This is a genomic window from Phreatobacter stygius (assembly GCF_005144885.1).
GTDB lineage: Bacteria > Pseudomonadota > Alphaproteobacteria > Rhizobiales > Phreatobacteraceae > Phreatobacter > Phreatobacter stygius.
On the sequence record NZ_CP039690.1, the window covers coordinates 2,329,552 to 2,351,231 of the forward strand.

The following is a 21,680-nucleotide window of genomic DNA, read 5'->3' on the forward strand; positions in this document are numbered from 1 at the left end:
GGTTCGAAGCACCTCTGGCCGGCATCAAACGGCCGCGAACCGCGCCAAGATCCACAGTCGTGGAAAAAAGTGTCACGGGACCATTGCAATCCTCGGCGTCCTTTGGCATAGAACCGCCCTCTTCGATGCTTCGGCGGTCGAGAGACAAATTGATGCGGGAGTAGCTCAGGGGTAGAGCACAACCTTGCCAAGGTTGGGGTCGAGGGTTCGAATCCCTTCTCCCGCTCCAATTTGTCTCTTCATAGCCGCCGCCCGAACTTCCGGAGAATTCCCATGACATACGGATCCGTGAAGTCGTTCATGCGCGCGATCGACATCGATTTCCTGCGCGTCGACGGTGCTGCCGAAACCGCCCGCTTCTTCGTGCCGAACCCCGGCCGCCGCATCGAGATCGCACCGCGCGGCGTCACCGTGACCCGCCGCACCGTCAAGCCGCGCTCGCGGGTGAAGCGCTTCATCCGCATTTCCTGAGAGCGGACAGGGCGACCCAGGTCGTCATTTCAACCACATCAGAACGCCGCTGCCGCCGCCACGGCGCACCGGACCATGCCGGCATGGCTCGCCATGGACCGCTTGCTGCGACCGTCAGGTGGCCGGTTCGAAGGCGAGGCCGTCGCCGACGCGGTCGATGGTGAGCGGGCTGCGGTCGCGCAACATGCTGTTGCGCTTGACGACCGTGTCGGTGTCGATCCGGCCGGTCGTGCGCTGTACCCGGCCGGTCAGGTAGTTGATGCTGATGCCGCTGGTCTGGCCGCTGTTGCGCATCGTCGTGTCCCGGTCGTAACCGATTACCCGCAAGCTGCCGCCCTGGTAACGCAACGTATAGGTCGTCGACGAGAGCTCCCAGGACCCGGCGCTTGAAAACATGCCGAGACGGACCTTCACGACGCCGCGTGCGACGGTGACGGCATTGTCGCCGAGGGGATCCTCGAGGGTCGGCGCATCGCGGCGCGGGATCAGGTTATGGTTCTGCAAGGCCAGGTCGAAACCGCCGCCGGCCTTGCCGAGCGCCAGCGCGAGGATCCGCGGATTGGTGTTGAAGCGTTTTTCGCCGAGCCCGGAATTGGTCAGGATATTGACCGGGTCGTCCTGGCGCAGGACCAGCACCAGATCCGCGATGCCGTCACCGTTGAGGTCGCCGCGCCGGCTCTGCTCCAGGCGCCAGCCCGGCGGCACGAAGCCGTCCGGGGCGGCGGCCTGTTTCGCCAGCTGCGGATAGGTCACGGGCGGAATCACCAGATCGTCGCCGCAGGCCACGGCGATCGGCTGGACGATCACGGCGAGGACGCAGGACAGGGCCTTGAAGTGATGCATGGCAAGCCTTTTGAAGACGGCGGTCGGGACAGGCCATAGGACCCGCCGGTTACGGCGATATGGCGCGGCCGGGCGCGTGGTTTCGACGCCCCATGCAGGGCGCAGGCAACTGCCCCCGCCCCGGATCATCAGAGCCCAGGCCGGCTTTCTCCGGCCTGGCTCCGGACCGCAAAGCTTATTGTACGGCCCTCAGCGGCTTTTCGAGCGCCGCCAGCACGCGCCTGAGCTCATGGCCGCGCTTCAGGATGAGGCCGGTCGCGGCGATCACCGAATAGGCGCCCTGGCGCGCCGCCAGCTTCGGATCCTTGACGATCCGGTAGAGCGGCACCTCGGAGGCGCGGCGGAAAATCGAGAACACCGCCTTGTCCTTGAGGAAATCGATCGCGTAGTCGCGCCATTCGCCGGCAGCCACCATGCGTCCATAGAGGTTCAGGATGTCGTCCAGTTCGCGCCGGTCGAAGGCTATGCGCGAGGTGGAGGCACCGGCGTTCATGGGAACGACAGTGCCCTGCAAACTCGTCTCGGCATCGGACATGAGGCTCCTTCCAGCGCTCCATCTCGCGTCACGAAGCAGTCATGATCTGCCTCGCGCGCGAGCTTGGCAAGCCGGGGCGGGCCCAAAGGCTGGTCCGATCGGGCGAGCCATGCCGTACCCGCCGGCCTCGGACGGGTGGCCGGCCGCTACCGGATCGCCCGTCTCAGACCGCTGTCGTCAGGCTGGCTGGGCCGTGCGCTCGAACAGCGGCAAGGTCTTGAACTGGCCCTTGGGCGCAAGGATGCCCTCGGCCACCAGCTGGTCATGCACACCCTTCGCCTTGTCATAGGCATAAGAGCCTTCATAGAAGGCGATGGTGCCGCCGGCGCGGGTCTGGCCGGCCAGCAGTTTCACCATCTGATAGTCGGTGAGGCCGCCATACTCATCGTTCTTCTCGGTGCGGAATTCGCCGACATGGAACAGGGTGACCACGTCGAACACCGGCAGGAGCCGCGCGTCGAGCTGGTAGATGTCGCCGAAATAGGCCTTGTAGCCCCAGCCGAGCTCGGGGTTCTCGGTGATCATCGTCTCATAGGTGCGGATCTCGCCGGGTGACGCGGTAATGCCGAGAATGGCATTGTTCAGCCCCTTTTCGACATTGTGCAGGCCGAGCAGGTGGTGACCGCCAGTGCCGAAATGGAAGATCGCCTTGCCCCGGGTTTCGGTCTCTTCCAGCCAGTCGCAGAAATGCGCGTCGCAGGGACATTCCTTCACGCGAAGGTCCCAGAAGTGATCCCAGATATGCAGCGTCATCGATAGCTCCTCGGGCGCCGCGCCAAAGCGGCGTTGGATGTCAGGGGATGGGTTCGGGTGATCGGGTCTCGAGCGGGATGGAGGTCAGCCTGGCGCCGCGCTCGCCGCGCGTCAGCACCAGCTTGCGGTCGTGCAGCGCCTCCAGGCCCGGGCGCAGGCCGACGCTGATCAGGGTCGAGCCGTCGAGGGCCGCGGCCAGCACCGCCATCAGCCGGGCTTCGCCCGGTTCGTCGAGCGCGCTGGTTGCGCCGTCGAGAATGACCAGGTCGGGCTTCTGGACCAGGAGCCGCGCCACGGCGAGGCGCTGGCGCTCGCCATTGGACAGGATCTGCTCCCAGCGCTCGGCCTCGCCGAGCCGGGCCTCGAGATAGCCGAGGCCGACCTGGACCAGCGCCTCGCTCAGCACGGCGTCGTCGACTTCGGCCGTCTGGGCCGGATAGAGCAGCGCCGCACGCAAGGTGCCGGCCGGCAGATAGGCCCGCTGCGGCACGAAGGCGACGGCGCCGCCGGCCGGCAGCGCGATGACGCCCGAGCCCCAGGGCCAGAGCCCGGCCAGCGCCCTGACCAGCGTCGACTTGCCGGAGCCGCTCTCGCCCGAGATCATGACCTTTTCGCCGGGCTCGATGCGCACCGAGATCTGGTCGATCAGCACCTGGCCCGCGCGGTCGGCAATGGTCAGTTCGTCGAGCCGGACGACGCCCGAAACCGAGGGCGCCAGGACCACGCCGCCAGTGTGGTTCTCGTCGAAACCGCCGTCGATATCGTGGATAGCATTGGTCAGGTCGGTGACACGCTGCATCGAGGCGTAACACTGGGCGATCGCCCGGTAATTGTCGACCAGCCAGGCGATCGCCAGCTGCACCTGCAGAAAGGCGCCGGCGAGCTGGGTCACCTGGCCGAGCGTGAAATCGCCGGACAGATATTTCGGCGCCGCCAGCAACAGCGGCAGCACCGGGATGAACACGCCGTTCGAATTGGTCAGCCAGGTGATCCGGCCGTGCCGGCTGACCACATTCAGCCAACGCCCGACCAGATCGGCATAGGTCGCGCCGAGTGCGCGCCGCTCGTCGGCTTCGCCACGGATCAGCGCGACGCTTTCGCTGTTTTCGCGCAGCCGCGTCAATTCGAAGCGGAGTTTCGCCTCGCCCTCGTTGCGGCGCGCCACCGCGCCCGGCAGCGATCGGCCGATCCACAACATCAGGCAGGACATCACCACGCCGTAGACGACCGCCGCCAGCACCAGATAGCCCGGGATGACGAAGCTGCCCTCGCCGACATGAACGGTGAGCGAGCCGCCGACCACCCAGAGGACGCCGACGAAGGTCAGCGCCGACACCACCGAGGACAAGAGCCCGATGGCGAAGTCGACGATCGGCTCGGTGGCCATGCGGGTATCGTCGGCAATGCGGTATTCCGGATTGGCCGGTTCGGTTCCGGCAAGCCCCATGCGGTAATAGCGCTGCCGGCCGATCCAGCGGTCGAGCAGCGTGCCGATCAGCCATTCGCGCCAGCGCACCTGCAGCGTCTCGCGCGACATGACGACACCGACACCGACCGCCGCGGCGCAGAAGACCAGGCCGAAAAACACCAGGACCGCCCAGGCGACCGTTGCCGTTTCGGAATTTTCCAGCGCGTCGAAGAACCGCCGGTTCCAGGTATTGACCAGGAAATTGATGCCGACATTGACCACCAGGAGGGCGGCGAGCGCGGCGGTCAGGAACCAGGCGCGCCGCGCCGTCGCCCCGCTCCACCAGCCGGCGGCCAAGGCGAAGAAGTCGCTGACCACCTTGCGGTCGAGACCTTCATGAGCAGCGCCGGGCGCGGGAGAGGCCATGAACGATGGATCCACGAGGCGGCTTTGGAACGGCCGCGAGCCACGATGCTGAACACGAAGACGTGAACGACTCTCCCGATTGGGCGCTGAACCCAAGATGAACAGAACAAGCCGGGAGATTCGGCAAATAGGGCTGCCTCAGCCGATGCCAAGGACCCTGAGCCACAGAACCGTGGTCGCCACCGACAGAACGGTGGAGAGCGCGACCGAGGTCGAGGCGATGCCGACGCCCTGGCCGTAGCGGGCGGCGAACAGATAGGCGTTGATGCCCGCCGGCATGGCGGCGAACAGCACCACGGTGCCGGTCCAGACCGGCGGCAGCGCGAAGACATGAGCGGCCACGACATAGGCAATGGCCGGATGGACGATCAACCGGAGCAGGCTGATCATCAGGGCCACCGGCAGGTCGGCCTTGACGCCATAGGCCTTCAGCGACAGGCCGAGCGCGAACAACGACAGGGGCACGGTGGTATCGGCCAGCATGCCGAGCGTGGCGCCGAACGGCCCCGACGGCCGGAAGCCGACGACCTGGGCCAGCACGCCCGCCGCCATGGCGATCAGCAAGGGGTGGGTCGTCAGACCCCTGGCCAGTTTGCGGACCACCGCGCCGCCACTGGCCGAGCGTGTGCCTTCCAGCATGAGGGTCGCCACCGTCATGGTGATCGGCAGGTTGACCGCCAGCAGCATGGCGATCGGAAAGCCGGCCTGGTCGCCATAAGCCTTCAGGATGATCGGTATGCCGATCAGCACGGTATTGGCCTGGCCTGCGGCGAGGCCGGCAATGACCGCGTCGCCATGCGACGTCTTGAACAGGGTTGCCGCCAGCATCATCGAGGCGAGCCACACCACGCCCATGCCGACGTAATAGGCGATCCAGAACCCCCACGGAAAGGTTTCGGGAAACACCGCCGCGGTGATCAGCTTGAACAGCAGCGCCGGCGCGCCGACGACGAACAGGAAGGCGGTGATGCCCTCGTTCGAGCGCTCGCCGATGAGACCGGTCAGGGCGGCGAAATAGCCGAGCGCGACCAGGCCGAAGACCGGCACGACGAGCAGGACGAGATCGAGCATGAGGCGTTCGAATTCCGCGGGACGATCCGCGCAATAAACACTTTCTTGTCTATTGCACGTTAACCCTTGGCGCATGCCCGCCATGTCGCTCTCCGTGCTGATCGCCGATGACCACGCGTTTTCACGCGACGTGGTCGCGCGGATCGCGACGGCGCTCGGCCACAGCGTGATTGCCGTCGACGGCGGCCATGCCGCGCTGGAAGCCGCAGCCCTGACCCATTTCGATGTCGCGGTGATCGATCGGCGCATGCCCGACATGGACGGCGTCGCGGTCGCCATCGCGCTCAAGTCGCAGGGGCCGCATCCGCGCCTGGTCGCGCTTTCCGGCGATGACCCGAACGACATGCTGCCGGGCCTGTTCGACGTCGTGCTGCAGAAGCCGGTCGAAGCCGCGGTCCTGGCCAAGGCGATTTCCGGCTGAAGCCGCCCGACTGTTGCCCCCGCGACACGCGCATCTGCCATTCTGTTAACCAATCTTTCAGTCCGCCTGATTTTTCATCAAGCTTAGGAAAATTCTTCTGCGTCCTTGGTGATTCCAAGCATGTCTGCGCGTCCCCCGGTCCGATACGAGCCAAAACTTGCGGGTCCCTCCGGGACGCGCGAGCACGGACCGGGCACCATGCTGATCGTGTTGCATCAGGAACATTCGACGCCCGGCCGGGTCGGCCGTCTGCTGCAGGAGCGCGGCTATCGGCTCGATATTCGCCGGCCACGCTTCGGCGATCCGCTGCCCAAGACCACCCGTCCTTTCGCCGGAGCGGTCATTTTCGGCGGGCCGATGAGCGCCAATGACCCCGACGATTTCGTCAAGCACGAGACCGACTGGATCGGCACCGCCTTGAAGGAGGAGCTGCCCTTCCTCGGCATTTGCCTCGGCGCGCAGATGCTGGCGAAACACCTCGGCGCCACCGTCTCGACGCACCCCGAAGGCCATGTCGAGGTCGGTTATTACCCCTTGCACACGACCGCCGCCGCCAGGGCCGAGATGCCCTGGCCGGACCACGTCTATCAGTGGCATCGCGAAGGCTTCGAAAAGCCCTGCGGCGCCGAGCTGCTGGCGACCGGCGACTGTTTCGAGAACCAGGCGATCCGGGTCGGCCGCGCCGCCTATGGCATTCAGTTCCATCCGGAAGTGACCCACTGGATGATGTGCCGCTGGACCACCCGCGCCCACGAGCGCATGGCCTCGCCCAACGCCAAGAGCCGCCAGGAGCATTTCGACGGCCGTTATGCCCATGATCCGGCGGTGCGCATCTGGCTCGACGCATTTCTGGATCATTGGACCGCATTGAAACCGCATGACTGCATGCAGCCGGAGGATGCGTCACTGGCGTGACATCGCAGCCGGTCAGCGTCATGCTTCGTAGGTCTCGGAGCGATTCGGGATCCTGGTAGCAGGGAGGTTGCCATGCCCCGCATCTTCACTGGTCTCGAAGTCCCGGAGACCATGGCTGATGACCTGAGCAGGCTCCAAGGCGGTCTGGGCTCGGCCCGCTGGATCGACCCCGAGGACTTTCACATCACATTGCGCTTCATTGGCGATGTCGGCGAAAGAGCCGCCAACGACATTGCCGACATGCTCTATGCGGTCAGGAAGCGATCGATCGAGGTGACCCTGACCGGGCTCGGCTCGTTCGGCGGCGACAAGCCCCGTTCGCTCTATATCGCGGTGAAACCGAGCCAGCCGCTGATGGAATTGCAGGCCGAACACGAGCGGATCATGCGCCGGGTCGGGCTGGAACCGGAAACCCGCAAGTTCACACCGCACGTCACCCTGGCCCGGCTCGGCCGCAATGCCCGGGCCCGCGACGTCGCCGACTGGATCGCCTTGCGCGGCCTGTTCATGAGCCGGACCTTCCTGGTGCCGCACTTCGTGCTGTTCTCGGCCAAGGAATCGGTCGGCGGCGGGCCCTATCTGGTCGAAGAGACCTATCCGCTGGCGGCCTGAGGCTCACTGGCACCCGACAGGCCTGGGCAGCGGACAATCTTGACCCTTGTCGGAGGCGCGGCAAATGCGCGCCTCGTCGACGCCAAGTGATCGGCCAAAGCCAGGATCGGTTCAGCTCAGGCTCAGTTGACCCGCGCGCCCGTCGACACCGAGGCATGCGGTCGCGGCAGCGGCACCGGCGCGCCGGTGGCGGGAACCTGTGCTGCCGGGGTCGCCTCGACGGCGGGCGCCGGACCTGCCGTCGGGCTCGTGCCGATCAGCCGGGTGAACCAATTGCCGGACTGCTGGGGCGCCGGCGCTTCGGCCGGGGCAAAGGCCGTGAGGGCCGAGGCCTGCGCCGGCGCTGCGGCGCCGCTCTGCGCGATGACCGTCGTGCGCAATGGCGAGGGGGCCGGAACCGGAGCCGCCGCCAGAGTGGTCGGCTGAGCCGCTTCGACCGCGGCAGGGGCGGCCGCAACGGCCGTCGCCGGCGCAGGAGCCACCGGAGCCGGTTCGGCGGCAACAGGCGAACGCGCCGTGACCAGCGTCACCGGTGTGCTCTCCTGGCTCGCCAACGAGAAGCTCGGCTCGCTCGCGCCGACCCGGATGCGCCGGTGGGCGAAACGGTCGGCGAAGCGCTGATTGGTGCCGCCGTCAATGCCGGACCGGGCAGGTGCTGCCTCGATCTGGCCAGCCAGCGCGGCGACCTGGGCCATGTCGCGGGAATTCTTGGCGGTCACCGCCTGACGGATCGCCGGCGGCACGACATAGGCCGGGCAGGCGGACGCAGACTGGAACGCCGGGCGCGAGGCCGGGTCGTCGCTGACCGCGGTGAAGCGGCTGCGCACGCCGCGGGCGGGGATGGCGCGCGCCGCCGGCGCGGCCGACGTCGTGCTGGCCCGGGCGGCATCGTTCATCGACACCGGAACGGCGGCGGCCGCCGAGGTCGAGACATTGGCGCGGCCGGCGGCCGAATTGCGCGTGCTGGCCCAGGGATCGGCGCCGATCATTTCGCGCGGGGCCCCCGCGAGCGAAGCGTTCTGCGTGCCGCCGCCGGCTTGCGCCAGCGAGGAGTTCGGCGCCACCGCGTTGAACACGTAGCGACGCTCGCAGACATCGACCTGGGGTTCCTGGCGGGTCACCTCGAAGTGATCGTAACCTTCCTTCAGGTTGCGCCAGAACGCCATGTTCGGATTGTTGCGGTGACGGGCGAGATTGCGCGGCGTCATGCGGAACGGATAGGCCTGGACCTGGAACGATTCCTGGCCGCCCTGCAGCGCGTCACGCGCCAGCGCATAGACCTCGGCGATCGCCTCGTCGGTCATCGCGTAGCAGCCGCGCGACGAGCAGTCGCCATGGACCATCAGGTGCGAGCCGCTGCGGCCATGGGCCCGATCGAAATTGTTCGGGAAGCCCATGTTGAAGGCGAGATAATAGGACGAGTTCGGGTTCATCAGGCCCGGCGTGATCGCATAGAAGCCTTCGGGAGACTGGCGATCGCCTTCGCGGACCTTCGGGCCGAGGTCACCGGAATAATTGCAGATCGGGTAGACCTTGAAGAGCGCGTAGCGGCCGTTGGCGTCTTTTTTCCAGACCTCGAGCTCGGCTTCCTGCTTGAAGATGCGCATCAGCACCGGCGAGGTACGCGTCATGCCCTTGGTGTTGAGCTCTTCGAGCACGGCCTGCGACAAGGCAATGTTGCCGCGGTTGGGATTGCCGCGCGACATGGTGTTGTCCTGGCAGGCGCCCAACGCGAGCGCGATCAACGCGGCCGAAGCCAACAGCCTCAGGCTTCTGATCCGCGATGCCCCCCTGGCGGCTCGAGCCGTCTGACGCAATGCTCTGCTCCCGACCTTGGGCCAAACCGCCCTTTTACGGTGTCAGTCTGACGCCTGTGATCCTTAAGGGATCCTTAGTGGAGACGGATAGCGTCAACCCGAGGTTACTGCAAGATGCCGAAAACGCCACGGAGGGTTAACGAAATTCACATGAAACGGACATCGTGGCGAACATGCGGCAGCCGCCGCATTCCGATCAGACCGACCGGCCGATCGCCAGGAATTTGTCACGCCTGAGCTTACGAATATCATCCGGCGATTGCCCGGCCAACTGCTGGAGCCCCTGGGCCAGCGCATCGCCGACGCGCAGGATGGCGGCGTCGGGATCGCGATGCGCGCCGCCGACCGGCTCGTTGACGATCTGGTCGATCACCCCGAAACGCAGCAGGTCCTGCGCGGTGATCTTCATGTTGGTGGCGGCGTCCTGCGCCTTGGCGGTGTCGCGCCACAGGATCGAGGCCGCCCCCTCCGGCGAGATGACGCTATAGATCGAATGTTCGAGCATCATGACCCGGTTGGCCGCGGCGATCGCGATGGCTCCGCCCGAGCCGCCCTCGCCGATGATGACAGCGATGTTGGGCACGCCGAGCGACAGGCTGCGATCGGTCGAGCGGGCGATCGCCTCGGCCTGGCCGCGCTCCTCGGCGCCGATGCCCGGATAGGCGCCGGCGGTGTCGACCAGCGAGACCACCGGGATGTCGAAGCGCTCGGCGGTTTCCATCAGACGCACCGCCTTGCGATAACCCTCCGGGCGGGCCATGCCGAAATTGTGCCGGATGCGGGTCTCGGTGGTGTCGCCGCGCTCATGGCCCATGATGCAGATGCTCTGGCCGCGGAACCGGCCGAAACCACCGACGATCGCCTCGTCCTCGCCGAACACCCGGTCGCCGGCCAGCGGCGTGAAATCCTCGATCAGCTTGGCGATATAGTCGAGCGTATGCGGCCGGGCCGGATGGCGGGCGACCAGGGTCTTCTGCCAGGGGGTGAGCCCGGAATAGAGATCCTTCAGCGCCTGGTCGGCCTTCTGCTCGAGCTTGGCGACCTCGTCGGTGATCGACACGCCGCCGTCGCGCGCGGCGACCTCGCGCAGTTCCTCGACTTTGGATTCGAGCTCGGCGATCGGCTTTTCGAAATCGAGATAACTACGCATCGGGTATGGATCGGGCCAGGCCTTTGGGGGGCGGCCCGAGGGCCGGTGCAGGGCGAGGAAATGCCCCTTGAGGGGGTCGAAAGTCAAGCGAAGACAGGAATATCAGTCGTCGTCGGCCAGCGGATGCAGATCGCGGACGAGGCCGGCGAGGCGCTCGTCGAGTACATGGGTATAGATCTGCGTCGTCGCTATATCGGCATGGCCGAGCAGTTGCTGGACCGATCTCAGATCGGCGCCGTTCTGCAGAAGATGGCTGGCAAAGGCATGGCGCAGCACATGCGGACTGACCTTGGCGACCGGCAGGCCGGCGGCCGAGGCGACCTGCTTCAGTTCGCGCCCGACATATTGCCGCGTCAGGTGGCCGCTCTCGCCCGATGACGGGAACAGCCATTTCGACGGCCCGAGGCCGGCCTCCTCGCGCAGCGCCAGATAGGTTGCCATGGCGTCCTTGGCCGCCTGGTTCAGCGGCACGACCCGCTCCTTGTTGCCTTTGCCGCGCACCACCAGGAACCGCTGGTCACGGCGCGCCGCAGTGACCGGCAGGCTGATCAGCTCGGAGATGCGCAGGCCGCTCGCATAAAGCAGCTCGAGCAGGCAGGCCATGCGCGCCGTTCTCAGCCGCTCGCCGACCGGCCGGGCGGCGTCGGCGAGCCCTTCCTTGGCCACCGCCAGGAGCCGGTCGACTTCGCCAAGGCTCAGAACTTTGGGCAAGGGCCGGCCCCGCTTCGGCCCCTCCAGCACGGCGGCCGGGTCATCTGGCGTCAGCCCCTCGCCGTAAAGGAAGCGGTGCAACTGGCGCACCGCCGAGAGCCTGCGGGCGACCGAGGCGGTCTTCAGGCCGCGGCCGGCGCAATCGGCGAGATAGGCGCGGATCATGTCGGTGGTCGCCGCCTTCGGCCCGACCCCCTCGGTGCCGATGAAGCCGGCATAGTCGTCGAGGTCGCGGCGATAGGCGGCGAGCGTATTGATCGCCGCGCCGCGCTCGGCCGCCATCATGTCGAGGAACAGGTCGATCTCGCTTGACCCGCGCGCCATGGCGTCAGCGCTTTGGCTGCAGGCGGTTCGCCGGAATGGTCACCGTCATGTCCCGCGGCTCCGGATCGACCAGATAGGCGAAGGCCAGCATGCTGGCGAAGACGAGCCCGCCGAGCACGACCATGATGGTCAAGAAACGCATCAATGTCGGCATGACGGCTAAGCTCTCGATCGCGGCGCTCTGAGCCTTCGAGACTGACCACGAATGGTGGTGCGCCGCAAGCCGCCGCACACTGCGGGAAAGCGCGGGAAGTCGTGCATGACCGGCAAAGCCGGCTTCCCGCCGGCCCGGGCGGCCTCTATGGTCCAGCCGCCTGTCCGCTCGAGGTCCTGATGCCGCTGACGATTGCCACCTGGAACATCAATTCGGTGCGCTTGCGTATCGACACCGTCGCCCGTTTCGTCGAGGCCTATCGGCCGGATGTGCTGTGCCTTCAGGAAACCAAGTGCATGGACGGCCAGTTTCCGCTCGCCGACGTCAAGAAGATGGGCTTCGACCATGTCGCGATCCATGGCCAGAAGGGTTATCACGGCGTCGCAGTGCTCTCCCGCTACGGCCTTGCCGATATCGACCGGAAGGGTTTCTTCGGCAAGCAGGATGCCCGCCATGTGGCGGTGACGCTCGCCGACGGTCCCGCGGCCGGCGCCCGCATCCATAATTTCTACGTGCCGGCCGGCGGCGACGAGCCGGATCCGGCGATCAACGAAAAGTTCGCCCACAAGCTCGGCTTTCTCGACGAGATGGAGGCCTGGGAAGCACTGCGCGTCGGCGCCGGATCGTCCAGGGCGATCCTGGTCGGCGACCTCAACATCGCGCCGCTCGAGCATGACGTATGGAGCTCGAAGCAGCTGCGCAACGTCGTCTCCCACACGCCGCTGGAGCGCCAGCGGCTGACCGAGGTGGCGAAAACCGGCGGCTGGGTCGACATGATGCGCGAACTCACCCCCGAGCCGGAGAAGCTCTACACGTGGTGGAGCTACCGCGCCGCCGACTGGGCTGCCGCCAACAAGGGCCGCCGGCTCGATCATGTCTGGCTGAGCCCGGCCTTGGCACCGGCCATGCGCGGCTGCCAGATTGCCCGGGAAACCCGCGGCTGGGACAAGCCGTCCGACCACGTGCCGGTGATTGCGACGCTCGATCTTTGACGTCATCTTTCGACGGCTGCGACGTTGTTTCTGTTGCATCGCATCATCCGAACGCCCTATGGGGCGGAACCGGCCGTTTCGTTGACACCCCGCGGACCCGCTTCTACGGTGCCCGCCCGGCTCGAAAGGCCTAGAAACCGATCATCCGAACGGCAATTGCGCCTGTTTCGGGGAGGGACATGATGAAGATCCTGGTACCCGTGAAACGGGTTGTCGATTACAACGTGAAGATCCGCGTGAAGCCGGATGGTTCGGGCGTCGAACTTGCCAATGTGAAGATGTCGATGAACCCCTTCGACGAGATTGCCGTCGAAGAGGCGCTGCGCCTGAAGGAAAAGGGCGCCGCCACCGAGATCGTCGTCGTGTCGATCGGGCCGCAGGGCGCCGCCGAGACGATCCGTACCGGTCTCGCCATGGGCGCCGACCGCGGCATCCACGTGAAGACCGACGCGACCGTCGAGCCGCTGGCGGTCGCCAAGATCCTCAAGGGCGTGATCGCCGAAGAGGCGCCGGGCCTGGTGATCCTCGGCAAGCAGGCGATCGACGACGACGCCAACCAGACCGGCCAGATGCTGGCCGCCCTGCTGGGCTGGCCGCAGGGTTCGTTTGCTTCGAAAGTCGAGCTCTCGGCCGACAGCGTCTCGGTCACCCGCGAGGTCGACGGCGGCCTGCAGACCGTCAAGCTCAACGTTCCCGCGATCGTCACCACCGATCTCCGCCTGAACGAGCCGCGTTACGCCTCGCTGCCGAACATCATGAAGGCCAAGAAGAAGCCGATCGACGAGAAGTCGCCTGACAGCTACGGCGTCGATATCGCGCCGCGCCTCAAGGTGCTGAAGACCGTCGAGCCGGGCGGCCGCAAGGCCGGCGTCAAGGTGGCCTCGGCTGCCGAGCTCGTCAGCAAACTCAAGAACGAAGCCGGGGTGCTCTGATGTCGACCCTTCTCCTCGCGGAACACGACAACACCACGGTCAAGGATCCGACCGCCAAGGCGCTGACCGCCGCGATCGCGCTCGGCGCGCCCGTCACCGTGCTGGTCGCCGGTTCCGGCTGCGCCGCCGCCGGCCAGGCCGCGGCCAAGCTCGCCGGCGTCGCCAAGGTGATCGTCGTCGACAGCCCGGTCTATGCCCACCTGCTGGCCGAGCCGACCGCAGCCCTGATCGTCGCGCTGGCGCCGGGTTATGCCAATATCGTCGCGCCCTCGACCTCGAACGGCAAGAACATCCTGCCGCGCGTCGCCGCCCTGCTCGACGTCATGCAGATCTCCGACATCGTCAAGGTGATCTCGCCCGACACGTTCGAGCGGCCGATCTATGCCGGCAATGCGCTGCAGACCGTGCAGTCGACCGATGCCACCAAGGTCATCACCGTGCGCACCGCCTCGTTCCAGGCGGCGGGCGAGGGCGGACCGGCGCCGGTCGAGACCGCCGCGGCCTCGGCCGATCCGGCGCTCTCCAGCTTTGTCGGCGAGGAACTGTCCAAGTCCGACCGTCCGGAGCTCGGCGCCGCCAAGATCATCATCTCGGGTGGCCGTGCGCTCGGCTCGAAAGAAGCCTTTGCCCGGGTCATCGAGCCGGTTGCCGACAAGCTCGGCGCGGCCATGGGCGCATCGCGCGCCGCGGTCGATGCCGGTTATGCACCGAACGACTGGCAGGTCGGCCAGACCGGCAAGGTCGTGGCGCCCGACCTCTATATCGCGGTGGGCATTTCCGGTGCGATCCAGCATCTCGCCGGCATGAAGGACTCGAAGGTCATCGTCGCCATCAACAAGGACGAGGAGGCGCCGATCTTCCAGGTTGCCGACTACGGACTGGTCGGCGACCTGTTCACGCTGCTGCCCGAGCTCGAGAAAGAGCTCGCCGCCATCGGCAAGTGAGACCGGCATGACGGCTACGGGCGGGCTGCCTTTGCTGGCGGACCCGCCTGTATTCGCTAATATGATCCCGATGGCATCGCTCGACGGACCGTCGTAGATATGTCGCGGAGAAGAATTTGTTCGCACCGTTACCCGTGAGACGAACGGGTCGGTCACCGGGTGTAGCCATGGACATTCGCAAGATCGGCGTTATCGGCGCCGGCCAGATGGGCAACGGGATCGCGCATGTCGCGGCACTCTCGGGCATTGACGTGGTGCTGCATGATCTGTCGGAAGACCGGATCAGGTCGGGGCTCGCCACCATCAACGGCAATATGAGCCGGCAGCTGTCGAAGAACCTCATCACCGAGGAAGAACGGCACACCGCGCTCGCCAGGATCACCGCCGGTCCGAAGCTCGAGGACTTTGGCGACTGCGACATGGTGATCGAGGCCGCCACCGAAAACGAGCAGGTCAAGATCAAGATCTTCCAGTCGGTCATTCCGATGCTCAGGCCGGATGCCATCCTGGCCAGCAACACCTCGTCGATCTCGATCACCCGGCTCGCCTCGACCACCGACCGGCCCGAGCGTTTCATCGGCATCCATTTCATGAATCCGGTGCCGGTGATGCAGCTCGTCGAGCTGATCCGCGGCATCGCCACCGAGGACGATACGTTCGAGTCCTCCAGAGCCTTCGTCGCCCGGCTCGGCAAGACCATTGCGGTGGCCGAGGATTTCCCCGCCTTCATCGTCAACCGCATCCTGCTGCCGATGATCAACGAGGCGATCTACACGCTTTACGAAGGCGTCGGATCGGTCGAAGCGATCGATACCGGCATGCGGCTCGGCGCCAATCACCCGATGGGCCCGCTGCAGCTCGCCGACTTCATTGGCCTCGACACCTGCCTGTCGGTCATGCAGGTGCTCTATGAGGGGCTCGCCGATTCGAAATACCGGCCCTGCCCGCTGCTGGTGAAATATGTCGAGGCCGGCTGGCTCGGCCGGAAGACCCAGCGCGGCTTCTACGATTATCGCGGCGAGCGGCCGATTCCGACCCGGTAAGCCGGAGTTTTCCGGATCGGACCAAGGCTTCGTTAAGCCGACCTGAGCTAGTCCTTGGCGCCTCATCGCGAAGGATCGCTTGATGTCGACTGACAGTATCGTCGGGGCCATGGCCGGAATGGCCATGGATCGCACCCAAATGGGTATCCAGACCGCCATGATCCGCCAGGAGGTCAAGGCCGACCAGCAACTGGTCGACCTGCTGGCCGGCGCCGCCCGGGCAGCGCCCGCTCCGGGCACCGGCCTGGTGGTCGACAAGACCGCCTGACCCGGCCGGAAGTCCCTACCGAAATCTGAGAATGAAACGCTCGACCGCGGCTTCCCACAGCGGAACCCCGCGCAGGTTCGGCAGCAAGGCGTGGCCGTCCCGCTCGAACTCCCGGACCGCGACGAATTCGGCGACGCCGCCGGCCTCGACGAAGGCCTGGTGCAGGCGGCTGGCCAGCACCGGTGGGAATGAGCGGTCGTTGGCGCTGTAGAGCCACAGGGCCGGCGTGCGCGCCCGGCGCCCCAGCACGGCCGCATCACGCACCAGCTCATCCATGGCGCAGATCTGGCCGGTCTCGCCGGAACGGCCGAGCCGCCCGCCGCTGAAATTGATCACCCCCGCCACCGCCGGATGGTTCTCGGCGGCGAGCGCCAGCACCGCCCAGCCGCCGGTCGACTGGCCGACCGCAATGACGCCGTCGCGACGGACAAAGGCCTGGGCGGTGAGCCCGTCGATCGCCGCACCGAGGTCGGCGGCGTCCGCCCGTCCACCGGCGACATGGCTCGGCCGCCGGCAGGCGAAACGTTCCGCCCGTTCGCCGCCGCTCAGGCCATAACCGCGCCGATGCACCACGGCCACGACATAACCACGCTCGATGAACCAGTCGACCGCATGCTGATAGACACCGTGACGCGGTTCGCCATTGCGGGACGCCTCGCCGGAGGTGTGATGCGCCATCACGACAAGCGGCCGCGGTGCGTCATCCGGCGGACGGAAAACGATCGCGGCGATCGAGCGGCCCTCATCGGCCGGGTGGCCGATGCGCCAGACCTGCTCGCGATGCAGCGTGCCCTGCTGGCCTTCGGACCTGGTCTCCTGGGCTTGCGCCGTCGGCGCGACCAAGGCCGCCGCCAAGGCGGCCGCAACGAGTGCGACGGCAACACCCAGGGCCCGCAGCCTGGCTGCCGGCATGCGTCCGGACCAGGCCTCCGCCAAAAACCTCATCCGCGGACGAGGTCGCCGAGCAGGCTCGCGGCCACCGTCGCCTTCGACACGGTCAGGCCCGAGTTGGCGATTTCGGACACCGCCGAGCGAATCCGCTCGGCGCGGGCGCCGTTGACCGCCATCCAGGCCGCCACCGCCTGTTCGCCGGTCGCCGTGCCGCCATTGACCATGTCGGCCGAAATGCGCCGCTCGGCATTGGCGATGGCATCGAGCGCGCGATCGAGCGCCAACCGGTCGAAATAGTCGGTGACGGTGATCGCCCGCGCGGCGGTCTTGACCGCGTCCAGCCGGAACACCGAGGAGGCGGCGAAGCTGGTGGCCGCGACATCCGCGACCGGCCGGCCGGTCTGATCGGCGACCGCGACGATGTCAGGCGCCGCCGCCAGATGATCGAGGCTCGCCAGCACCCCGGCCAGCGGGTCGGGCACGCCGGCGTTCTGCAGCTCGGCGGTGCGCGCGGCGCGCGCCGCCGCCGCATCGGGCGGCAGCGCCGTATCGAGGCTGGCGGCGACCGCCTCGATCCCGGAACGATGATGGGCCACGACGTCGGCCAGCCCCTTGGACAGGTCGACATTGCGGATGAACCAGACGACCCGATCGATCAGCAGGTTCTGGATCGCCGCATAGAGTTCCAGCTGCAGGCTGCCGGCGACCCGGTTGTCGAGCCCGTCGAGCTCGGTGTTCAGCGCGGTCATGCCATAGGCGTCGCGCACCGCCGCGAAGGCGGAGGCGATGGTCGAAACGTCGGCACCGGTCTGGTCGGCCAGCCGGACCACGAAGGTCGACCCGCCACGATTGATCATCGAGTTGGACAGGCCGGTCGCGATGATCTCGCGGCGCAGCCGATGGGCTTCGATCGCATCCGGGAAGCGCTCCTGGATCGGCCGCGGGAAATAACGGATCAGCTCGCGGGCGAGATAGGGATCGTCCGGCACGTTGGAGGCCAGGAGATCGTCGTAGAGATCGAGCTTGGCATAGGCGAGCAACACGGCGAGCTCGGGCCGCGTCAACGGGTCGCCGCGGCGGCGCCGGTCGGCGAGTTCGGCCTCGTCGGGCAGGTATTCGACGGCCCGGTCGAGCTTGCCCTCGGTTTCCAGGCTCTGCATCAAGCGCTGCTGGAAGCCGAGCTCCTCGAGCCCGCGCCGCTGCGACAACGACAGGGCCAAGGTCTGCAGGTAGTTGTTGCGCAGCACCAGGTGGCCGACGTCATCGGTCATCTCGGCGAGCAGGTGATTGCGGTCGTCCTGGCTCAGCCGGCCATCGGTCTCGGGCTTCGCCAGCGCGATCTTGATATTGACCTCGAGGTCGGACGTGTTGACCCCAGCCGAATTGTCGATGGCGTCGGTGTTGATCCGTACCCCACGCCGGCCAGCCTCGATGCGGCCCTTCTGGGTCATGCCGAGATTGGCGCCTTCGCCCACCACCTTGGCGCGGATGTCCATGCCGGTGATGCGGATCGGGTCATTGGCGCGGTCGCCGGCCTGGTCGTCGGTTTCGCTGGTACCGCGGACATAGGTGCCGATGCCGCCGAACCACAGGAGGTCGACCTGCATCTTCAGGATGGCGTTCATCACCTCCTGCGGCGTCGCCACCGGCTTGGTCAGACCGAGCATGAGCTGGACATGGGCCGAAAGCTGGATCGACTTGGCCGAGCGCGGGAACACGCCGCCGCCCTCCGAGATCAGGCTCTTGTCGTAATCGGCCCAGGACGAGCGGGGCAGGTCGAACAGCCGCTTGCGTTCGGCCCAGGCCTTGGCCGGATCCGGTTCCGGATCGAGGAAGATGTCGCGGTGGTCGAAGGCGGCGGTGAGCTTGATGGTCTTTTCCAAGAGCATGCCGTTGCCGAACACGTCGCCCGACATGTCGCCGACACCGGCGACGGTGAACGGCGTCACCCCGATATCGACGCCGGTCTCGCGGAAGTGGCGTTTCACCGCCTCCCAGGCACCGCGCGCGGTGATCGCCATCTTCTTGTGGTCGTAGCCCTGGCTGCCGCCGGAGGCGAAGGCGTCGCCCAGCCAGTGACCCTTCTCGGCCGACAGCGCATTGGCGGTATCGGAGAAGGTCGCCGTTCCCTTGTCGGCCGCCACCACCAGATAGGGATCGTCGCCGTCATGGCGCACGGTATCGGCCGGCGGCACGATGCCGGAGCCCTCGATATTGTCGGTGAGCTGCAACAGCGAGCGCACGAAGATGCGATAGGCCTCGGTCCCCTCGGCGAGCCAGCCATCGCGCTGGGTCACCGGCGGCAGCCGCTTCGGCACGAAGCCGCCCTTGGCGCCAACCGGCACGATCACCGCGTTCTTGACCTGCTGCGCCTTGACCAGGCCGAGCACTTCGGTGCGGAAATCCTGCGGCCGGTCGGACCAGCGCAGGCCGCCGCGCGCGACCTTGCCGAAGCGCAGGTGAATGCCCTCGACCCGCGGCGAATAGACGAAGATCTCGTAGAGCGGCTTGGGCGCCGGCAGGCCGTCGATCTTTTTCGATTCGAACTTGATGGCGATGGTCGGCCGGACCTTTCCGTCGTCGCCGATCTGGTAGAAATTCGTGCGGATCGCCGCCTGGACCAGATTGATGAAGCTGCGCAGGATGCGGTCTTCGTCGAGTGCGGTGACGTGGCCGAGCGCTTCCTCGAGCCGCGCGACAATGTCGAGTTGCTTGGCGTGACGCTCTTCGATCGACAGGCTCAGGCGCGGGTCGAAGCGCAGGTGGAACATCAGCACCACGCCCTTGGTGACCCCGGCGTGCTTGCGCAATGTCGTCCAGAGATAGTCCTGGCTGAACGGCACGCGGATCTGCCAGAGCATGCGGGCAAGCGTGCGGATCAGCGCCACGTCGCGCCAGCCGAGTGCGGCCTCCAGCGTCAGCGCGTTGAAGCCGTCGCTCTCGGCTTCGCCCCGCATCACCGCCATCAGGGCGGCTTCGAGCTTTTCGTCCAGCGCTTCGAGATCGATCGGCGCGCCGCCCGGACGGGTCAGCGACATGTCGTGCAGCCAGATGATCTGCGACGAGCTGCCGCCGGCCGGCATCACCTCATAGGTGCGCTCGTCGACGACGGCGAAACCCATGGCTTCGAGGATCGGCACGCGCTCGGACAGTGGGATCGGCTTGGCGCGGGCAAAGACCTTCAATCCCGCCTCGGCCTTGTCGGTCGGCTGCGACCGGTAGAAGTCGATCGCCAGCGGACGCTGGTCGGACAGGCCCTCCAGGATGCGGATATCGCCGATCGCCGTCTCCGGCGGCACGGCTTCGCGATAGGCCGCCGAGAAGGCGTCGCGATAGCGGCCGACCAGGACGCTGGCCTTGAGCGGATCGTGGACCAGGCTCAGCGCCTGGCCGAGGCCGTCGCCCCAGGTCCTGACGATGCGCGAAACCGCCGTCTCCAGCGTCGTCCGGTCGACCTGTGGGGTCGCGCCATCGTCGCGGCCGATGATGAAATGCACACGGGTCAGCGAGCCGTCGGGATAATAGGGGTAATAGGCCGAGATCCGACCCCGATAGACCGAGGCGAGATATTGGCCGATCGCCATGCGCGCGGCGGTGTCGTAGCGGTCGCGCGGCACATAGACCAGGATCGAGACGAAGCGGTCGAACCGATCGGCCCGCACCAGCACGCGCACGCGCGGCCGCTCGTCGAGCTGCAGCACCGCCAGGGCATGGGCGAACAGGGTCTCGTCGTCGATCTGGAACAGTTCGTCGCGCGGATAGCTCTCCAGCACATTGACCAGCGCCTTGCCGGAATGCCCGTCCGGATCGAAGCCGGCACGGGTCAGCACCTTGTCGACCTTGCGCCTGAGATAGGGAATGGTCTTGGCCGAGCGGGTATAGACGGTCGAGGTGAACAGCCCGACCATGCGGACCTCACCGACCAGCTCGCCGCTCCGGTCGAAACGCTTGACGCCGATATAGTCCATGTGGATGCGGCGGTGGACCCGCGAGCGGACATTCGCCTTGGTGATGATCAGCGGCACCGGCTGCATCAGGAATTCGCGCATTTCCGGCGTCATGGTCACGAGTTCCGTGCCGCGCCGCAGGATACGGACATTCTCGTCGCGCAGGATGCCGAGACCGGAGGTGAATTCCGGCTCCATCTGACCCTCGGCGAGGCCGCCGACATAGGAATAGTCGCGCAGGCCCAGGAAGGTGAAGTTATTGGCGGCCAGCCATTCCAGGAACTGGATGCCCTCGGCCATTTCGGTCACCGGCAGGACCGGATTGTTCTTCAGATCGTCGATGATGCCGTCGACGCGGGTGATCATCGGCTTCCAGTCGGCGACGCAGATGCGCACGTCGGCAAGCGTCGCCTCGAGCTCGGAGATCAGTGACGCCCGGCGCGTCTCGTCGGCGATCCTGACCACATGGATGTGGATGATGCTCTCGCGCAGCGCCGGTGCGTCGGCAGGGTCGAGCCCGCGATAGGCCGAAATCGCGCCATTCGGCTCTCGTTCGACGGTGACGATCGGATGCGCCACCAGGCGGATGTCGACCCCCTGCTCGGCCAGCACGCCCATGACCGAATCGACCAGGAACGGCATGTTGTCGTTGACCACCTCGACGACGGTGACCGTGCCGACCTGCGAACCCGGCGACGGTGCCACCGGGTCGTCGAGACGGATGGCGCTCTGCCCCGGTGCGCGGGTCGACAGCGCCACGTAGCTCGCCGCCGCGAGGCTCGCCAGGTCGCGCGCGTCATAGGCAATGAGGTCTTCGGGCGCCGTGCGGCCGAACAGGTCGGCCACGTAGCTTTCAGGAATGTCGCCGAGAGTGCCGCGCAGGATGATGGCCGCCTGTTCGATGATGCCTGCGGTTCCGCTCGCATCCTCGGTCCGGTTCGTCATGCTGTGCTCCATCGCGGCGCCAGTTGCTTTTGTTCGGTGCCGAGGGCCAGCATGACCACGCGACCGGACCCTCGTAAAGACAATTTCGTCCGCTACCAGAGCCCGGC

20 protein-coding genes and 1 tRNA gene are annotated in these 21,680 nt (G+C 66.7%); 10 read left to right on the forward strand and 11 right to left on the reverse strand.

Annotated elements, in window-relative coordinates; genetic code table 11:
* The first annotated feature begins 154 nt into the window (after window positions 1-154).
* Window positions 155-229: transfer RNA gene (locus E8M01_RS10680), tRNA-Gly, on the forward strand.
* Window positions 230-273: 44 nt separating this feature from the next.
* Window positions 274-471 (forward strand): hypothetical protein, encoded by a 198-nt coding sequence (locus tag E8M01_RS10685; protein ID WP_136960102.1) that lies wholly within the window; start codon window positions 274-276, stop codon window positions 469-471.
* A 114-nt stretch (window positions 472-585) separates the two neighbouring features.
* Here E8M01_RS10685 and E8M01_RS10690 read toward each other — a convergent pair whose 3' ends face one another.
* From E8M01_RS10690 to E8M01_RS10710, 5 genes are all read right to left on the reverse strand, one after another.
* The gene (locus E8M01_RS10690; RefSeq protein WP_136960103.1) at window positions 586-1,314 is read right to left on the reverse strand and encodes a hypothetical protein; all 729 of its coding nucleotides are present in this window, start codon (window positions 1,312-1,314) and stop codon (window positions 586-588) included.
* 175 nt (window positions 1,315-1,489) lie between these two features.
* Window positions 1,490-1,807 carry a DUF2794 domain-containing protein gene (locus E8M01_RS10695; RefSeq protein WP_136964558.1) on the reverse strand — a complete coding sequence of 106 codons (318 nt, stop codon included), beginning with the start codon at window positions 1,805-1,807 and terminating at the stop codon, window positions 1,490-1,492.
* Between the two features lie 219 nt (window positions 1,808-2,026).
* Window positions 2,027-2,602: a hypothetical protein gene (locus E8M01_RS10700; protein ID WP_136960104.1), complete on the reverse strand. Its 576-nt coding sequence runs from the start codon at window positions 2,600-2,602 to the stop codon at window positions 2,027-2,029.
* Between the two features lie 40 nt (window positions 2,603-2,642).
* Window positions 2,643-4,436: an ABC transporter ATP-binding protein/permease gene (locus E8M01_RS10705; RefSeq protein WP_136960105.1), complete on the reverse strand. Its 1,794-nt coding sequence runs from the start codon at window positions 4,434-4,436 to the stop codon at window positions 2,643-2,645.
* Window positions 4,437-4,574: 138 nt separating this feature from the next.
* On the reverse strand, window positions 4,575-5,507 hold the full coding sequence (locus E8M01_RS10710) for an AEC family transporter (protein WP_170181854.1): 933 nt from the start codon (window positions 5,505-5,507) through the stop codon (window positions 4,575-4,577).
* Window positions 5,508-5,589: 82 nt separating this feature from the next.
* Here E8M01_RS10710 and E8M01_RS10715 point away from each other — a divergent pair, with 82 nt between their 5' ends.
* From E8M01_RS10715 to thpR, 3 genes are all read left to right on the forward strand, one after another.
* Window positions 5,590-5,928 carry a response regulator gene (locus E8M01_RS10715; RefSeq protein ID WP_170181855.1) on the forward strand — a complete coding sequence of 113 codons (339 nt, stop codon included), beginning with the start codon at window positions 5,590-5,592 and terminating at the stop codon, window positions 5,926-5,928.
* Between the two features lie 198 nt (window positions 5,929-6,126).
* Window positions 6,127-6,843, forward strand: a complete 717-nt coding sequence (locus E8M01_RS10720) for a glutamine amidotransferase (protein ID WP_246088676.1) — start codon at window positions 6,127-6,129, stop codon at window positions 6,841-6,843.
* A gap of 72 nt (window positions 6,844-6,915) precedes the next feature.
* Complete coding sequence (gene thpR / locus E8M01_RS10725; protein ID WP_136960109.1) at window positions 6,916-7,455, forward strand: RNA 2',3'-cyclic phosphodiesterase; 540 nt, start codon at window positions 6,916-6,918, stop codon at window positions 7,453-7,455.
* Window positions 7,456-7,577: 122 nt separating this feature from the next.
* Here the strand turns inward: thpR and E8M01_RS35265 are convergent, their stop codons facing one another.
* From E8M01_RS35265 to E8M01_RS10745, 4 genes are all read right to left on the reverse strand, one after another.
* Entirely contained in the window at window positions 7,578-9,161 is a 1,584-nt protein-coding gene (locus E8M01_RS35265; RefSeq protein ID WP_211596710.1) for a L,D-transpeptidase family protein, read from the reverse strand.
* Window positions 9,162-9,468: 307 nt separating this feature from the next.
* Window positions 9,469-10,422 (reverse strand): acetyl-CoA carboxylase carboxyltransferase subunit alpha, encoded by a 954-nt coding sequence (locus E8M01_RS10735; protein WP_136964559.1) that lies wholly within the window; start codon window positions 10,420-10,422, stop codon window positions 9,469-9,471.
* A gap of 102 nt (window positions 10,423-10,524) precedes the next feature.
* Window positions 10,525-11,457: a site-specific tyrosine recombinase XerD gene (locus tag E8M01_RS10740; RefSeq protein WP_136960110.1), complete on the reverse strand. Its 933-nt coding sequence runs from the start codon at window positions 11,455-11,457 to the stop codon at window positions 10,525-10,527.
* Window positions 11,458-11,461: 4 nt separating this feature from the next.
* Window positions 11,462-11,611, reverse strand: a complete 150-nt coding sequence (locus E8M01_RS10745) for a histidine kinase (RefSeq protein WP_136960111.1) — start codon at window positions 11,609-11,611, stop codon at window positions 11,462-11,464.
* A 179-nt stretch (window positions 11,612-11,790) separates the two neighbouring features.
* Between E8M01_RS10745 and xth the strand changes: the two genes are divergently transcribed.
* From xth to E8M01_RS10770, 5 genes are all read left to right on the forward strand, one after another.
* Entirely contained in the window at window positions 11,791-12,603 is an 813-nt protein-coding gene (gene xth, locus E8M01_RS10750) for an exodeoxyribonuclease III (protein WP_136960112.1), read from the forward strand.
* Window positions 12,604-12,785: 182 nt separating this feature from the next.
* Window positions 12,786-13,535 (forward strand): electron transfer flavoprotein subunit beta/FixA family protein, encoded by a 750-nt coding sequence (locus E8M01_RS10755; RefSeq protein ID WP_136964560.1) that lies wholly within the window; start codon window positions 12,786-12,788, stop codon window positions 13,533-13,535.
* Entirely contained in the window at window positions 13,535-14,479 is a 945-nt protein-coding gene (locus E8M01_RS10760; RefSeq protein ID WP_136960113.1) for an electron transfer flavoprotein subunit alpha/FixB family protein, read from the forward strand. Before E8M01_RS10755 ends, E8M01_RS10760 begins: the two co-directional genes overlap by 1 nt.
* Window positions 14,480-14,646: 167 nt before the next feature.
* The gene (locus tag E8M01_RS10765; RefSeq protein WP_136960114.1) at window positions 14,647-15,522 is read left to right on the forward strand and encodes a 3-hydroxybutyryl-CoA dehydrogenase; all 876 of its coding nucleotides are present in this window, start codon (window positions 14,647-14,649) and stop codon (window positions 15,520-15,522) included.
* An 82-nt stretch (window positions 15,523-15,604) separates the two neighbouring features.
* Complete coding sequence (locus E8M01_RS10770; RefSeq protein ID WP_136960115.1) at window positions 15,605-15,790, forward strand: hypothetical protein; 186 nt, start codon at window positions 15,605-15,607, stop codon at window positions 15,788-15,790.
* 15 nt (window positions 15,791-15,805) lie between these two features.
* Here the strand turns inward: E8M01_RS10770 and E8M01_RS10775 are convergent, their stop codons facing one another.
* Window positions 15,806-16,702, reverse strand: coding sequence for an alpha/beta hydrolase family protein (locus E8M01_RS10775; RefSeq protein WP_170181856.1), 897 nt, complete (start codon window positions 16,700-16,702; stop codon window positions 15,806-15,808).
* A 29-nt stretch (window positions 16,703-16,731) separates the two neighbouring features.
* Window positions 16,732-21,585 (reverse strand): NAD-glutamate dehydrogenase, encoded by a 4,854-nt coding sequence (locus E8M01_RS10780; RefSeq protein WP_425467716.1) that lies wholly within the window; start codon window positions 21,583-21,585, stop codon window positions 16,732-16,734.
* Between the last annotated feature and the right edge of the window lie 95 nt (window positions 21,586-21,680).

What these genes read in the sequence shown, in the direction of transcription:
- E8M01_RS10740 (WP_136960110.1), bottom strand. Translation starts at nt 11,457, where the DNA reads ATGGCGCGCGGGTCAAGCGAGATCGACCTGTTCCTCGACATGATGGCG.
- E8M01_RS10780 (WP_425467716.1), bottom strand. Translation starts at nt 21,585, where the DNA reads ATGGAGCACAGCATGACGAACCGGACCGAGGATGCGAGCGGAACCGCA.
- E8M01_RS10695 (WP_136964558.1), bottom strand. Translation starts at nt 1,807, where the DNA reads ATGAACGCCGGTGCCTCCACCTCGCGCATAGCCTTCGACCGGCGCGAA.
- E8M01_RS35265 (WP_211596710.1), bottom strand. Translation starts at nt 9,161, where the DNA reads ATGTCGCGCGGCAATCCCAACCGCGGCAACATTGCCTTGTCGCAGGCC.
- E8M01_RS10715 (WP_170181855.1), top strand. Translation starts at nt 5,590, where the DNA reads ATGTCGCTCTCCGTGCTGATCGCCGATGACCACGCGTTTTCACGCGAC.
- E8M01_RS10720 (WP_246088676.1), top strand. Translation starts at nt 6,127, where the DNA reads ATGCTGATCGTGTTGCATCAGGAACATTCGACGCCCGGCCGGGTCGGC.
- E8M01_RS10705 (WP_136960105.1), bottom strand. Translation starts at nt 4,436, where the DNA reads ATGGCCTCTCCCGCGCCCGGCGCTGCTCATGAAGGTCTCGACCGCAAG.
- E8M01_RS10755 (WP_136964560.1), top strand. Translation starts at nt 12,786, where the DNA reads ATGAAGATCCTGGTACCCGTGAAACGGGTTGTCGATTACAACGTGAAG.
- thpR (WP_136960109.1), top strand. Translation starts at nt 6,916, where the DNA reads ATGCCCCGCATCTTCACTGGTCTCGAAGTCCCGGAGACCATGGCTGAT.
- E8M01_RS10745 (WP_136960111.1), bottom strand. Translation starts at nt 11,611, where the DNA reads ATGCCGACATTGATGCGTTTCTTGACCATCATGGTCGTGCTCGGCGGG.
- E8M01_RS10760 (WP_136960113.1), top strand. Translation starts at nt 13,535, where the DNA reads ATGTCGACCCTTCTCCTCGCGGAACACGACAACACCACGGTCAAGGAT.
- E8M01_RS10775 (WP_170181856.1), bottom strand. Translation starts at nt 16,702, where the DNA reads ATGCCGGCAGCCAGGCTGCGGGCCCTGGGTGTTGCCGTCGCACTCGTT.
- E8M01_RS10700 (WP_136960104.1), bottom strand. Translation starts at nt 2,602, where the DNA reads ATGACGCTGCATATCTGGGATCACTTCTGGGACCTTCGCGTGAAGGAA.
- E8M01_RS10735 (WP_136964559.1), bottom strand. Translation starts at nt 10,422, where the DNA reads ATGCGTAGTTATCTCGATTTCGAAAAGCCGATCGCCGAGCTCGAATCC.
- E8M01_RS10765 (WP_136960114.1), top strand. Translation starts at nt 14,647, where the DNA reads ATGGACATTCGCAAGATCGGCGTTATCGGCGCCGGCCAGATGGGCAAC.
- xth (WP_136960112.1), top strand. Translation starts at nt 11,791, where the DNA reads ATGCCGCTGACGATTGCCACCTGGAACATCAATTCGGTGCGCTTGCGT.
- E8M01_RS10690 (WP_136960103.1), bottom strand. Translation starts at nt 1,314, where the DNA reads ATGCATCACTTCAAGGCCCTGTCCTGCGTCCTCGCCGTGATCGTCCAG.
- E8M01_RS10770 (WP_136960115.1), top strand. Translation starts at nt 15,605, where the DNA reads ATGTCGACTGACAGTATCGTCGGGGCCATGGCCGGAATGGCCATGGAT.
- E8M01_RS10685 (WP_136960102.1), top strand. Translation starts at nt 274, where the DNA reads ATGACATACGGATCCGTGAAGTCGTTCATGCGCGCGATCGACATCGAT.
- E8M01_RS10710 (WP_170181854.1), bottom strand. Translation starts at nt 5,507, where the DNA reads ATGCTCGATCTCGTCCTGCTCGTCGTGCCGGTCTTCGGCCTGGTCGCG.